The following is a 14,662-nucleotide window of genomic DNA, read 5'->3' as shown; positions in this document are numbered from 1 at the left end:
GACCCCACAGCACATTGTTGTGGGGTCTCCCGATTCACTAGAGTCATCAGAATTCATCTAAGCTCCTTTTTGCCCTTCGGCGTTAGCTTCTGCCGCAAATTGTTTGAGCGTTCGACGTTGGACGAAGACTAAACGAGTGAAGAAGCCAATCGCCGCACATGTTAAACCAATCGTTATCCCTACCCAGAAGCCTTTTGGTCCGAGTGCGGTAAAGGCAGCTAGCGAATAACCGACTGGAATTCCGATAATCCAGTAAGAAGTAAAGGCGATCATAAAGGGAACTTTTACATCTTTATAACCACGTAATACTCCTTGTAGACCTGATTGAAGAGCATCAGAAAGCTGATAAAAAATCGCGATAATAAAAAATTGAGCTGCGAGAACAATGACTTCTCTTTCGGTTGAATAAATGCCAGCAATTTGTTCCCTAAAGAAGAACAAGAAAACGGAAGCAATGGCTAAAATTCCAACTCCTCCAATAACACCCAAATACGTGTATTGTTTCGCAGCCTTAATTCGTTTACCTCCGACCGAGTAGCCAACAACAATCGTTAAGGCCATGGAGATGCTTAATGGAATCATAAAAATAAGGGATGTGAAGTTTAAAGCAATTTGGTTAGCAGCAATCGTCACGGTTGAGAACATCATCCCAATTAATAATGTCATAATCGCAAAAATGCTCGCTTCAAAAAAAATCGATAGCCCAATTGGCACCCCAATGGAAAGTTGCTCCTTCCACGCTTTTAATGACGGTCTAAACCAATTGACAAAAATTTTATACGGACGCATTGGACTAATTTTAAATGTCATAATAATACTCAAAATGAAGATAATCCAAAAGGTTAATCCAGTTGCATAACCGGCACCAATTCCACCTAAGGCAGGCAAGCCGAACTTCCCAAAAATAAAACCATAATTTAATAACGCACTAAAAGGTACAGCAATAACGGTAATAAACATCGTTATTCGCGTAAACCCTTGAGCATCAAAAAAGTTCCGCACGACATTAAACATAAATAATGGAATGATTCCTGTCCCGAGACCAACCAAATAATGAAAAGCAATATGATGAACTTCCGGTTCTAATGCCATCATCGTAAGAAGCGGGTCCAAAAAAAGAGCCCCAATGATAAGGACAAGGATGGCAAGAATGAACGACAAATAAATAAATTGTGTAACGGTAAAGCTAATTTTATTTTTCTCGCCACTTCCCATGTATTGGGCGACAATTGGTGTCACAGCGAGTAAAATCCCATTTATCCCTGTGAAAACAGGCAGCCAAATACTTGAGCCGATAGCAACACCGGCTAAATCATTTGTTCCAACACGACCACTCATCATCGTATCGATTAACGTCATGGCATGTAAACTTAGCTGAGTGACCATGATTGGCCAAAGAATCGTTAAGAAAAGCGTAAACTTTTCTTTATACGTTTCTGCATGATACATCGTACATCCCTCACTTCTAGCTGTTATTTTTGGAAGCAGTTAATCCATTCCAAAAAACAATCCAGGCTGCTTGTAATTTCTTTTCTGTTCGTTTCGTCCCCCCGTAAACAAGCTCCACACAAATTGAATCAATTAAAGCAGAAAAAGCCATTGTCGCTATTTCGGCTTGGCCGCTCATTTCTTTTAATTCAATCGCATGTTTAAAGCGTTCTAAATATAGGGCATCTACTTGATCAATATATTCATAAAGAGCATCCATTACTTGAGCGTATATATGGGCAGGTGGAAAAAAGGAAATTCGTAAAAAAAATTTCATCCGACTGTCATTGTTAAAGCGTTCAATATAGCTTTGTAACGATTTAAATAAACAATCACCCAATGGCTTTTCAAAATGCTCCTGCAAATAATTGGTGACACGTATTAATTCAATCTCAAATGTTTCATTTAATAATTGAAGAAACAAATCATCTTTACTTTTAAAATGCGAATAAATCGATTGTTTTTTTATCCCGACAGATTCAGCGATTTGGGCCAAAGATGTTCCTTCATAACCGTGTTTGGCAAATAGAGCTAAGGCAGACTCTTTGATGGCATCGTAGCTCATGATAAGCTCCTTTCAATCTTAAAAACTAATAAACTGACGATCGTTCGTCAAGCCATTCTAGCAAATTAAATCTCTAAAGGCAATGTCCTTTTTAAGGGAAATTTTTATTAATAACTCAACTTTCGCAGAGTATGATTGGCTCTTAACCGTTGATAGAGATTGATTTTAGGGCGATACAATACTCAATTTGACTTTACATGAACGGTTCAATCGTTGACAGTCTGAACACATCTCTTCGTAGGCTGTTGAAGGAAACTGTTCACTAAAATGAAGCGCTTCGGCTGTCGCGAACAATGTGATTAACTCTTCCTTCTTATTGAAAAAAATGTAAACAGTCAACCCTTTGCTTTAATACGTCATGTTCATAAACGAACAAACCAATCTCACGTTATCTGTGCATCAAGAAATAAATAATAGGCCCTCCGGCGGTCGCTCCCAAACAGACACTCCGCGTCCTGCAGGAACCTCATGAGCCTCCTCAGCACGCTTGCGGGGTCTCATTGGACGGTTTATTCCTGCGGGAGTCTCCGTGTCTGTTTGTCCGCTAGATAATGGAATCGAATCTAGGTTCGGTTTTCTCATGGAATAAAAAAACAGACAATACTTCAAAATACAGTAGCTTGAGAATGATTTTTCTCCTTCCATGACTCATTCCGTTACAGTTGTAAATAAATCCGTGCTGATGCTCTGTACGTTAGCTAGACTAGCGAGCTTATTTCGATTGGAATCCTGTCTTTTCATAACTAACAAAGTGAAGAAGAAGGTCCTTCTGCGTTAGAAATAGCTAATTGAGAATGGCGATATCATCAAACCTCTCCACCACACTTAGCGGACAAAACCATACGGAGACTCCCGCGGGAATAAACCGTGGAGCGAGACCCCGCAAGGCTTGCCGAGGAGGCTCGCAAGGTTCCCGCAGGACGCGGAGTATGGTTTTGGGAGCGACAGCCGGAGGGTCTATAATATTTTCTTAATGCACAGTTTATCCGTTTGGTGTGATAGTGCGTTCTCGCTTTTCAAACGTGTCAAGGGCATTTTTTTAAGAGCTTCTATTCGCTCTGCCAACTAGTTGAACGGTTTTTCTCGATGCGAAAGTTGAGTTAATAACAATCAAATGGGTGTTTGATTATTGACAAATGGAAAATAGATACATAGAATAATAATCAAATGAATGTTTGAATGAGGTGGGCATATGGCAGCGACAAAAGCTCAAAATAAATTAAATGAAGATATGTGTGAAGTGTTTTGTTTTGATGAAGAAAAGGTACAAACGGTCTCAAATAAAATGAAACAAGTGGAACTAAGTCCAGTAGCAGCTATTTTTAAAGCGTTATCTGATCCGACTAGATTAAAAATAACGTACGCTCTGACACAGGAAGAAGAATTATGTGTATGTGATGTCGCCAATATTATTGGAGCAACAACTGCCACAACGTCCCATCATTTACGATTGTTAAAAAATTTAGGAATCACAAAAAGTCGTAAAGAAGGAAAATTGGTCTTTTATGCGATTGATGATAATCATATAAAAGAATTAGTCGTGACCGCATTGATTCACTCTGAGGAAGGTAAAGGGCGTGATTAAATGGGAGCGATAGAAAAAGAAGTCTTTCGGGTAACGGGCTTATCATGTGCTAGCTGTGCCGCTACTTTTGAGCAGAATGTAAAAGAGATTCCAGGAGTACAAGAGGCGAAGGTGAATTTCGGAGCATCTAAAATAACCGTTATTGGAGCGGCAACTGTTTCAGAAATTGAAAAAGCAGGAGCGTTTGATCACATTAAAGTGGTGAATGAAAAAGAAGGGCAAACGGATGTGGCAGTGGAAAAAAAGCCAATCTGGCAAGGGAATTTACATGTGATTTTTTCTGCTTTGTTCGTGTTGCTCGGATTAGTGTTACAGTTTGCCTTAGGTGAGGAAAGTTTGATTACAGTTTTTGTTTTTATTTCGGCGATTATTATCGGTGGATACTCGCTTTTTATGACTGGTTTTAAGAATTTAATTCGCCTTCGTTTTGATATGAAAACCTTAATGACGATTGCGGTTATCGGTGCCGCGATTATCGGAGAATGGGTTGAGGGATCAATTGTTGTCATTTTATTTGCAGTAAGTGAAGCATTAGAACGTTTTTCAATGGATAAAGCAAGACAGTCGATACGTTCATTAATGAACATAGCTCCTAAGGAAGCCCTGATCCGTCGAGACGGCATTGAACAGGTCGTTAATGTCAAAGATATCGAAATTGGCGATATTATGATTGTGAAACCAGGACAAAAGTTAGCAATGGATGGTATGGTCGTTTCAGGGCAGTCATCGATTAACGAAGCAACGATTACAGGAGAATCAATTCCTGTAGAAAAAACAGTAAAAGATGAAGTGTTTGCGGGAACGTTAAATGAAGAAGGTTTTCTTGAAGTCGAGGTCACTAAGCATGTAAATGACACAACGATTGCTAAAATTATTCACCTTGTTGAAGAGGCTCAAGCAGAAAGAGCACCCTCACAAGCTTTTGTTGATAAATTCGCCAAATATTACACACCAGCCATTATCGTGCTAGCCGCCTTAATAGCGACAATTCCGCCAACCTTTTTTGGTCAAGGCTGGGAAGATTGGATTTATCTCGGGTTAGCCGTTTTAGTAGTCGGTTGTCCGTGTGCTTTAGTCATTTCGACTCCTGTTGCGATCGTAACGGCAATTGGCAATTTGGCTAAGCATGGTGTGTTAGTGAAAGGTGGCGTCTATCTAGAAGCAACAGGAGCTCTTAAAGCGATCGCCTTTGATAAAACCGGAACTTTAACAAAAGGGAAACCAAAAGTTACCGATTATATCGTCTATGATGAGGAAGTTGAGCAAAATCAATTATTTGCAAAAGTAGCTGCATTAGAAAGTAAATCATTACATCCGCTCGCATCAGCTATATTAGAGAGAGCAGAGCGTGAAAAGATTTTCTTCGAGGAAATTGAAATTAGTAACTTTAGTTCAATCACTGGTAAAGGATTAAAAGCGACAATTGATTCTACGGAATATGTAATTGGAAACCTCTCACTACTAAAGGAAACGGTGAGTTCTACCATAGATAACAAAGTGATAAATGATATTGAAAAGATGCAATCAGAAGGAAAAACAGCTATCTTACTTGGTACAAGTGAACAAGTGTTAGCAGTCGTCGGAATTGCTGATGAAGTTCGGTCGATTAGTCAAAAGGCAGTTAAACAGTTAGAGGAACTAGGAATCCGTGAGACCGTTATGCTGACCGGTGATAATCAACGAACAGCCGAAGCGGTTGCGAAACAAGTAGGTGTCAAAGAGGTTCGTGCTGAACTTTTACCAGAGGATAAGTTAAATGTCATTAAAGACTTACGTCAGAAATATGAACATGTTGCAATGGTAGGGGATGGGGTAAATGATGCACCAGCTCTTGCTGCATCAAGTGTCGGCATCGCGATGGGAGGAGCTGGTACTGATACGGCTCTTGAAACCGCTGACTTAGCCCTAATGAGTGATGACCTGAAGAAGCTTCCTTTTACGATAAAAGTAAGTAGAAAAGCTTTGGCGATTATTAAACAAAATATTATTTTTGCCCTGAGCATTAAGGCGATTGCTTTATTATTAGTCATTCCAGAGTGGTTAACGTTATGGATGGCGATATTAGCTGATGTTGGAGCGACTTTACTCGTTACCTTAAACGGCATGAGATTGATGAAAATGAAAGATGACGACGAATAAATAACCTGGATGGTTAATAAAATGATCCAGCAAAAATCGTCCAATCAGTGAAGAACAGTATTAACATAACCGAAACATTTGAAATCGAGTAATGAACAGAAGTCATCTTGATGGTTTTTATGCCTGATGGATGGCTTTTTTTGTTTGGTGTGCTTTCACAAAATACGTCTTCAAATAATAGTGTTTGAAAATTCATATAAATGATAAAGTAAGAAATGAAGGTTTTGTTCTAAAGAGCCTTCCGTCTGAACAAGTTTATTACCTGTAGAAGGAGGGCGTTATGACAACTAAAATCATCTTTGGTTCTAATAAACTAGGGGAATTAAATGAGTCCATTATTGAACAAATGCTTGAACGATTTCATTTAGGGAAGTTTGTCTCAGGTGAAAGAACAAACATTGGAGCGATGGGGCAAACGATGTTTATCCAATCTACAAAAGGTGAGTACGTGCTCAAAGGTAATCCATTATTTCCAGGTCAGTTTGAGGAAGAACGTTTTTATATTGAGAATTTAGCTCAGAAAACGATGTTGGCTTTGCCGACCCCATACATAATTGATTTTGAAGAAGATTTAATAGGTTGGTCATACGTTTTGATGCCGAGAAAAAAAGGCACTCATTTAAATGAAATTCAAGAGCAGTTATTAGTAGAGGGAGAAAGACAAATAGTCACAGAAGTCGCCAAAGTTTTAGCTGTAATGCATCAATGGAAAACGCCCATTTTTGGCGAGTATCAACCAGTATCTGCAGAAATACAACCATTTGCATCCTCTTATTTTCAATGGCTGAAAGCACGAATTCTTCATTGGTTAGAGGATGCCAAAAAATATTCAACCATTACAGAGTTGGATGAACAATTCACTTTGGACTTAATTGAACAAGCAAAGTCCGCATTCGATTCCTTAAAAGAAGCTGAATTTGTAATGGGGGATTTTAAAGTAGGGAACTTTGTTGTTGATAAAATAGACGGTCAGTGGAAGGTCAGCGGGATTTTTGACTTTACGAATGCTTATTTTGCTGATGGATCTAATGATCTAGTGAAAATGTTCTTATATTATATTGAAAAAGAAAAACAATCTTTAGTGCATGAATTGTTTCGTGTTTATGTACAACTCACACAGAAGAATAGGGAGCAAATGAAAAATAGACTTACCATACATATGCTCCATCAACGTGTATTGGATTGGGGCTGCTTCAAAGCAATGGGGGCTGTGACATGGGATGATAATCTTTCCTTTTCTGAATGGGTGCAACCATATATTGCTGTTATTAAAGAGTTGTAAGGTTAACGAGTGTTAGAGAATAAGTAACGTTCCTATTCTTTTTTTGTTTGAAAATTAAATGCGGCTGATGGACAAATAAGGTATTTCTGCTATGGCTAAAGAAATGATACTTTGCGTCCTGTGAGAGACGAGAAACAAGGGAGACCCGTAGCGATTATTCGCGAGAGGCTCCCGGTTCACCCACGATTGCTACGGGTATACAGCTGATGGTGTAATTCAAATTAAGCACAGATCCGATGTTTTAGATCCTGCACGAGTCTTTGCTTCATGGTGGCGGTGCCTATTTTGCTCCAACATAACCGTTTATCTGGTTAACACTTGCAAATCATTAAAGTATTGCCATCTGGGTCTTGGAAATTAAACCAATGATTATTTTCAATTTCTGTAAGCAAGCGAATGTTTTTCCTTTTCATATATTCATAGGCTGCTTCAATATCGTTTGTATTTAAATGAAAGGCAGGTTTTTTAAATACATGCTCCTCATGATAAATTTTACTATCTAGTACAATACGAACCCCTTCCATAGGCAAAATATATAAATGACCATACAAAATTTCCTGATCATTTGGAATTTCTAACAAGTCACAATACCAATCTCTAGCCTTTTCGATATTACTGACCGGAATAAAAATCGCCCCAACTCGATTTAATATAATGGACATCTATCTAACCTCCAAAGAATTAAATTTAAATAGTATTATAACATGATTTTTGGAATAAATAGGGTGTAGTTAGGTTTTTTAACGTTCTGTTCTACTATTTGTGAATTTAAAGATATGGAGAGGAATTTTCAGGTGATGAGTTCAGGAAGGTTTTAGAATTAAGGTCTACAGACTTTAAGTTCAATATTGTTGGTGATACGATCGAATTTACCATTTACCATAATTGGGTACGGACATGGTGTTGGCATGAGTCAATACGGTGCTTAGATTAGCAAAAGAAGGAAAAAATTATCAAGAAACCGTTAAGTATTATTAACAAGAGATAGGGCATAGAAACGTTAGAATCTTTTACTGATTTAGTAATGAAAGAATAAAAAGGCCCTCAAGACGTCTCATCACGACTTGAGGGTTATTTTAAATCACTAAAGGGAAAGAAACGTTAATGGAATGATTACAGGGAAATCTTGTTAACAACTTTTGTCACAGTTTAAGCATCCCTTAATCGACAGTCCTACTCATTAATTATTACTATCTGAAGGTTGAGCTGTTTCTTCTTCTAGTTGTTCCTCAATTGGTAACGGTAAAGATGGCATAACTCCATTAGAATTGCCACTATAAAACTGAGGTACTTCGCCTGGAAAAAATGCAAACCCAATCGGAATTGTCGTTTTAACGGGATCACTTATAGTTGTAAATGGAATAATAATTTGGGCATTGACTTCAAAATCTATCGCTAATCTTAAAAAAGTGTTGTTAATACCTAATGATTTAATTTCTTCATTTATGTGAATATTAATATCGGCAATCGCAGTTAATTGAATGGGAATTTTCGGTCCGAGATTAGCCAATAAACTATTCCCAGTTGCTTGACCGAGAGGGATTGAGTATAATAAACCAATTTCATTAACAGAGTCATGAGATTCTTGTGGGATCGTTTCGAGTTCTTCTGGAAGGGAGCCCTCTTCTAATAATTGAATATATGTTTGTGAATTAGAAATCAACGATGTCAGCATATCATTATAAATTTTTGTATCAAAATAGTGATAAATTAAGTTACCATTCCCATCTAATTCATAATTTAAAACTTTATCGACATTCACTTCATTTTGTGATTGCCTAACTGCATACTCAATCACACTTGTACCTATCTTCTGTGTCTCCATGTGTGCAATATCAATTATAGTCGGTCTAATTTGAGCTTCCACAATATAAAAGCCTAAAAAAGTCAAACCGAGAAAAAGAATAAAAGAAATAAAAACACGTTGGGGAAAGGTGAGTTGAGTCTTGTTTTATTTTTATTTAAGTAGTATTTCTTTTTAGGAAGTTTAAACATGATCTCCTCCTCATAGGAAAGTTCGTGGTTGTAAATGTCTTTACTTATGCTTATGCAAAAACAAGCGATGACTTGCCCATAAATAGTTGGAGTTGTTGTGTGAAAAGAAGGACCAATTTACAAAAAGCAACCAACCAACTTTAAAGTTTGGATGGTTGTTGAACGTTCATATTCTTTATAATTAAGCAGTTCCGCCGATCGAGAAACGGCAATCCATTCATTACGTAATACTTGATCTTGTAACGGCATCTAAAATTTTCCCCTTAGTTGTTCATTCGACAATTTTAATATCTATGCTCATTTTAGGAGTGTGATTGCTAAAAGTCAATCTTAAAAACGAACGAAAAGTAAGTTTGGATAAATAATGTTCGTATATTTGGAGTTCTTAATATTTTATCTCTTGCACTAATAAGTATAAATTGGTAATCTAAATATACCTCATAATTCTAGGTAGGTGATGAGTTTGTTTGATCGGGAGTTAGTAAAAGGAAGCACATCATTACTCGTTTTACAGTTGCTTTCAACAGGTGATATGTACGGTTATCAAATCGTTAAAGAAATGAAGAAACGTAGTGAAAATGCTCTAGAAGTTAAAGAAGGAACCTTGTATCCAGGGTTGCATAAGCTTGAACACAAAGGCTTTATCGAATCTTATTGGAAAGAGCAAGTAAAAGGACCGGCTAGAAGATATTATCGCATAACAGCGGAAGGGCAAGAGTTACTTGAATCGAAAACAAAGGAATGGAACTTGTTTGTGAAAATGATCAATCAGGTTTTAGGAACTTCAAAATGAACAAGTTGCAGCAAAAATACTTAAGTGACCTTGAAGAAGAACTAACTTCTGTTTGTGACGGGAAAGAGATAATAAAAGAATATCAATCGATTTTAGATGAAAAAAGTCGTGAACTTATGTATCAAGGCATAGATGAGGAGGAGGCCGTTAAACGCTCCATCGAGGAACTTGGTCAAGCGAAGGATATTGCAGCCTGCTATCAAAAAGGGTCTAAAAATCTTAACTCACTCAAAGAAAAAATGATCTGGGGGAATTATCTCCTGTTATTTTCGGGCTTTATATTGAGTGTTCTTTATCATTATCAGCCGTTCACTCCAATTGAATCTATTTGGTATGCTCTTGTTCATATGAAGTGGTTTCTTTTAGTTTCTTATGGGTTATTGTGGTTAATTATCAGTTTTTGGATTGGGAAACTAAGTGGTGCAAAAGGGAAAAAGCAAATCGAGCAGGTCATTCAACTGGCGATAGTACCCAACCTTATTCTAATGTTCTGTGTACTCTTTGATGAAGCGGTTCAAATTTGGTTTCATGCACTTATTACACCACCTTTTATGATAAGTTGTGTGATCGTTACGTTATTATTTTATCCATTAAGTAAAGTTAGTTTTAAAATAGGTTACTTAAAGGGGATTTAGATCTCCTTCTATTTTTACTAATATACATAGAATAACTAGGTATTATAAATAGGAGGTTTTTTAGAATGATGCTCATTTTACTCGCATTTATGATTTTAATTCCAGTTAGCGGATTCATTGTATACAAACATGCAAAATTTTTGGGAATGACGTTGATGGCAATCCCGCTATTTCTTCTTTTCATTTTTGCAGGATGGTGGTTTTATTCGATAAACCATCATTTTGTCTCCTCGACTTCTTTATCTGAGGAAGCGATTGCTGGATTTCGATTAGGAGAACCCTTAATGGAAGAAGATTTTGAACGCTTAGGTTCATATGTAAAAAGGGAACAGCCAGCTGGAATCGCTTATAGTTTCGATTCGTTATATGTTAGCGTTGATGCAGAAAATCTCATTTCCTCAATATCTTCCAGTCGTACTCAATTGGAGACAACATCAGGTCTGATGATAGGAGATACAATTGAAAAAGCAAAATCTCTCTACGGCGATCGATATTATACATATCGTGAAATGGGATTAGGTCGGGCGATTGTCTATGTAGACAGGGAAAATAACTATCAACTGACCCTTTGGACAATAAATGAGAAGACAATATCTATGATTTGGTTTTCGGTTTATTAAGATAAAGAGAAGGGTAGTCCACTAAAATGAAATTTATGATAAATGAGAGTGGAAATAGGGGAACTTTTTTTACTAATATCGTTTCATTGCCACCACCTCAAGCTTCCGATAAAATAGTAATAGATTAGAAGAGATTATTGTGGGAGGCCATTTAAATGAAAATTGTCATCATTGGTGCCGGTGCACTTGGTGCTTATTTTGGAAGTCGATTGGAAGAGGTTGGTGAAAACGTTACATATTTAGTGAGAGAAAAACGGGCAGCCCAAATAAGAAAATATCGTTTAAAAGTAAGCAGCCCAACAGGAAACTATCAAAGTTTGAATCCACAAATTATTGAAAGTCCAACTGAAGTTGCTCATGTTGATTTAGTCATATTAGCTGTTAAAGGTCAGCACTTACAAGGGGCACTGGAGCCATTAAAAATGTTTGTGGAAAAAGGGGCGAAAGTGCTCCCTTTGTTGAATGGAATTGAGCATATTCCTATTTTACAAAATAAGCTAGGTGAAGAGGTAGTTTTAGGAGGGTTATCTTTTATAATCGCCACTTTGAGTGACGAGGGGCATGTTATTCATTCAAGTGAATTTCATGATTTAATATTTGGACCACTTCACCCTTCACAAATTGAGTTTTGTCAGCAACTCGATGTCATTATGGAGGCAGCGAATTTTCATAATGTGTTAAGTGATGACATTTCCTTTAAGATGTGGGAAAAGTATATGTTTATTTCTTCTTTTTCAGGAATAACTACGGCAACGAATTTGCCCATTGGCCCGATTCGTGAACAATTAGAAACATTCAGTATCGCCAAAAATCTTTTAAAAGAATTAAAACAATTAGCAAATGAATACGGCGTCTATCTAAGTGATGTTCATGTTGAGGAAGCGGTTGAGAAGTTTCGTCTTTTAAATGAAGAAACGACTTCATCGATGCATCAAGATAGGCGAAAGGGTTTGACACTAGAAGTTGATCATTTACATGGTGGAGCTCTTCGGTTAGCAAAAGAGAAAGAGTTACAGCTTCCGTATACAGAGACAATCTTAGCCATGATTAAACCGTTCGAGAAAAATAGGGGATAGTTATGAATATATTTCAAGGACTTCACACAGATGAGCAAACCTTAACGAGGTGGGATAAGCTTTTTGTACCAGCATTTGATTTGTTCTATTTTATAAATGAGACCGAAGCCATGCAGTATTTAGTAAAAGATACTTTAATTATGACAAGAAAAGAATTTGCAAATGATGCCAGACTCTATACGATGAATGTAACAAACAGTTTATTCCTTTGGCAGGTGAAAAAGGTAGCGAGTGTTGTCGCTGTCGTGCCAAATGAGCTATTTTTAACTTGGTCTGTTGAACAGCAGGTGAAGGTTTTATTGGAGCAGCACCGTTTAGGGAGAGGGTTAGTTTGGGATGAACAGCTTATTGATTATTATTTTAGCAAGCTTGACAAAGAAACAAAAAGTCGGCTATTACAAATAATTGAAGAGTTTTTTCTATTTAGTTATGAAGGCAAGAGGATTGTGGCAATTAACCATCATAATTGGAATCAATTATCTTGGGAACAGAAAGTCTTCTTTTTAAAAGTATATGCAACGTTATTTGTGAACTATGAAGATGTATGGACAAGTTTACAGATAGAGAAAAAAGAATTCATCCAAAAAGAGTATCCTCACTTACTCAAATTTATCAATCGATATCCTGAACAAAACGGAGCAAATTGTTTTGCAACTGTATTAGCAGCAGCAACTGAAAAACAGTACAATGCTGACTGGATTATTAATCAATGGCTACAGCCGGATTCGTTCCTGCTAGGCTTAAAACAACGTGATTATGTATTTGCTTTTGAAATGGAAACCATTGAGGAGAGTATGTTAAAAGCTGAAGATGTGATCATTTGGAAAAATGACGAAAATGAGTTAATCCATACGAATTTTTATTTAGGTGTCGGGTTAGTTTTTAACAAAGATGGACAGCTGATGTTTAATCCTTGGCAAATCATAACAATTGAGCAGTTAAGCAGCACTTGGCAAGGAAAAATAGAAATCTATCGAAAAAAAGATTAGAAGTAGGTTTAATGGTGACAAAATTAGGGTATAGGTGTACGTTTGTGTTAAAAGGATCATTTTCTGCAAAGGGACAGATTCGCTAAATCCTTCTTAAAAGGGATAGAGAGCGATGAAATAAGGACGACTGAATCGTTGCCAATCAAGTTTGGATAAGTCATTTGATAATAGTTGTAGTAATCGTTTAAGTCTTAATGGAGGCTAGTCATTTCGTACAATAAATTAAGTAAATAAAAGGGGTAGCGGAATCATGAAAACGGTCTATGAATTTTTTAAGGAGCAAACATGGGAGCTTACAGAAGCTTGGTACGCGGCACTGGATAAAACTCAAGATGGAATTTATAGTACGACCGATCCTAATCAAATCAAGAGATTAAAAGAGCAAAACTATCAGTTTCATTTGCATTTTGCTGAGTTGTTTAATGAAGAAACAACAAAATTAAACGGTGAATTTGATAAATGGGTTGATAATATTGCTAAAGACCAAGCGCATCTAAATACACCATTAGACCAAATTATTGGTGAGTTCTTTAATGTTCAAGGACAGTATATTGAATTAATTCAGGATTATATTGAGGGTTTAGATGAGAAACCGTCACATAAAGAAGCAATTAAGTGGACGAAACTGATAACAAATGCCTTTAATAAGATCGTTCAAGAATTTAGTAAACGTAATATCGTGGAGTCTGAGAAGTTGTTACGTTCTCAACAAGAGATGATTTTAGAACTAAGCTCTCCAGTGATATCGATTAGAAAAGATGTAGCGATCCTTCCTTTAGTTGGGGATATTGATACACATCGAGCTCAAGTTATTTTTGATAAGACGTTGGCACAATGTAATGAATTACAAGTGCAGAACTTAGTCATTGATCTATCTGGCGTTGCGATTGTTGATACAATGGTTGCGAGTAAGATTTTTCAAGTAATTGAAGGCTTACAATTAATCGGAACGAAGGCAAGTCTTTCTGGCATCCGTCCTGAAATCGCTCAAACAGCGATCCAATTAGGTATTAACTTTAAATCTGTTGAAACATATTCGTCACTAGCACAAGCTTTTTCAGCTAAAAACGTTTTTGACGCCTAAATAGCAAAGGAGAAAACGATAGTAGCCGCGGTCGTTTTCTCTTATTTTCTCTAAAAGATTATTTACAGGTGCTTTGACTAAATTCACAATAAACAAAATGAGTGGTAAAATGAAATAAATAATTTGAATATTTAAAATATTTATCCGACCGAACAGGCTCCGCTTTTTATTAATCCAGCTACGCCTGTTAGAAGCTCGAGAAAAATCGGTTCGTCTGAGTGAAGACAAAGAGCGTCTTCATCAGCCGCCCCTAATTTTTTTCGCTTCTGACCGAACAGGCTACGCTTTTTATTAATCCAGCTACACCTGTTAGAAGCTCGAGAAAAATCGCCCATCTGAATGAAGACAAAAAGCGTCTTCATCAGCTGTTCTTATTTTTTCTCGCTTCTGGGCAAACAGGCTACGCTTTTT

At 37.0% G+C, this 14,662-nt stretch carries 14 protein-coding genes; 9 read left to right on the top strand and 5 right to left on the bottom strand.

Annotated elements, in window-relative coordinates:
- Window positions 1-57: 57 nt before the first annotated feature.
- The gene (locus BALCAV_RS06385) at window positions 58-1,449 is read right to left on the bottom strand and encodes an MATE family efflux transporter (RefSeq protein WP_003322811.1); all 1,392 of its coding nucleotides are present in this window, start codon (window positions 1,447-1,449) and stop codon (window positions 58-60) included.
- Between the two features lie 16 nt (window positions 1,450-1,465).
- On the bottom strand, window positions 1,466-2,053 hold the full coding sequence (locus BALCAV_RS06380) for a TetR/AcrR family transcriptional regulator (protein ID WP_003322812.1): 588 nt from the start codon (window positions 2,051-2,053) through the stop codon (window positions 1,466-1,468).
- 1,192 nt (window positions 2,054-3,245) lie between these two features.
- Between BALCAV_RS06380 and BALCAV_RS06375 the strand changes: the two genes are divergently transcribed.
- From BALCAV_RS06375 to BALCAV_RS06365, 3 genes are all read left to right on the top strand, one after another.
- Window positions 3,246-3,638 carry an ArsR/SmtB family transcription factor gene (locus BALCAV_RS06375; protein WP_003322824.1) on the top strand — a complete coding sequence of 131 codons (393 nt, stop codon included), beginning with the start codon at window positions 3,246-3,248 and terminating at the stop codon, window positions 3,636-3,638.
- Complete coding sequence (locus BALCAV_RS06370; protein WP_003322823.1) at window positions 3,639-5,777, top strand: heavy metal translocating P-type ATPase; 2,139 nt, start codon at window positions 3,639-3,641, stop codon at window positions 5,775-5,777.
- Window positions 5,778-6,057: 280 nt separating this feature from the next.
- Window positions 6,058-7,059, top strand: a complete 1,002-nt coding sequence (locus BALCAV_RS06365) for an aminoglycoside phosphotransferase family protein (RefSeq protein ID WP_003322822.1) — start codon at window positions 6,058-6,060, stop codon at window positions 7,057-7,059.
- Window positions 7,060-7,370: 311 nt separating this feature from the next.
- Here BALCAV_RS06365 and BALCAV_RS06360 read toward each other — a convergent pair whose 3' ends face one another.
- The 3 genes from BALCAV_RS06360 to BALCAV_RS23055 form a co-directional block, all read right to left on the bottom strand.
- Window positions 7,371-7,721, bottom strand: a complete 351-nt coding sequence (locus BALCAV_RS06360; RefSeq protein ID WP_003322821.1) for a VOC family protein — start codon at window positions 7,719-7,721, stop codon at window positions 7,371-7,373.
- A 518-nt stretch (window positions 7,722-8,239) separates the two neighbouring features.
- Window positions 8,240-8,974: a sporulation protein YunB gene (gene yunB / locus BALCAV_RS06355; protein WP_081939222.1), complete on the bottom strand. Its 735-nt coding sequence runs from the start codon at window positions 8,972-8,974 to the stop codon at window positions 8,240-8,242.
- 197 nt (window positions 8,975-9,171) lie between these two features.
- Window positions 9,172-9,303, bottom strand: a complete 132-nt coding sequence (locus BALCAV_RS23055) for a hypothetical protein (protein WP_268746796.1) — start codon at window positions 9,301-9,303, stop codon at window positions 9,172-9,174.
- Between the two features lie 214 nt (window positions 9,304-9,517).
- On the opposite strand from BALCAV_RS23055, the gene BALCAV_RS06350 reads away from it, so the two are divergent.
- From BALCAV_RS06350 to BALCAV_RS06325, 6 genes are all read left to right on the top strand, one after another.
- A complete protein-coding gene (locus tag BALCAV_RS06350) occupies window positions 9,518-9,847 on the top strand; it encodes a PadR family transcriptional regulator (RefSeq protein ID WP_003322819.1) in 330 nt (109 codons plus the stop codon).
- Complete coding sequence (locus BALCAV_RS06345; RefSeq protein WP_003322818.1) at window positions 9,844-10,482, top strand: hypothetical protein; 639 nt, start codon at window positions 9,844-9,846, stop codon at window positions 10,480-10,482. The genes BALCAV_RS06350 and BALCAV_RS06345 overlap by 4 nt, the downstream gene beginning before the upstream one ends.
- Before the next feature lie 65 nt (window positions 10,483-10,547).
- Window positions 10,548-11,102: a hypothetical protein gene (locus BALCAV_RS06340; protein WP_003322817.1), complete on the top strand. Its 555-nt coding sequence runs from the start codon at window positions 10,548-10,550 to the stop codon at window positions 11,100-11,102.
- Window positions 11,103-11,257: 155 nt separating this feature from the next.
- The gene (locus BALCAV_RS06335) at window positions 11,258-12,178 is read left to right on the top strand and encodes a ketopantoate reductase family protein (RefSeq protein ID WP_003322816.1); all 921 of its coding nucleotides are present in this window, start codon (window positions 11,258-11,260) and stop codon (window positions 12,176-12,178) included.
- 2 nt (window positions 12,179-12,180) lie between these two features.
- Window positions 12,181-13,167 (top strand): hypothetical protein, encoded by a 987-nt coding sequence (locus tag BALCAV_RS06330; RefSeq protein WP_003322814.1) that lies wholly within the window; start codon window positions 12,181-12,183, stop codon window positions 13,165-13,167.
- Between the two features lie 250 nt (window positions 13,168-13,417).
- Window positions 13,418-14,251, top strand: coding sequence for an STAS domain-containing protein (locus BALCAV_RS06325; protein WP_003322813.1), 834 nt, complete (start codon window positions 13,418-13,420; stop codon window positions 14,249-14,251).
- The last annotated feature ends 411 nt before the right edge of the window (window positions 14,252-14,662 follow it).

The organism is Alkalihalobacillus alcalophilus ATCC 27647 = CGMCC 1.3604 (assembly GCF_000292245.2).
Taxonomy (GTDB): Bacteria; Bacillota; Bacilli; order Bacillales; family Bacillaceae_D; genus Alkalihalobacillus; species Alkalihalobacillus alcalophilus.
Note: the sequence above shows the minus strand (reverse complement) of the source record. Positions and strands in the feature narration are given on the sequence as shown.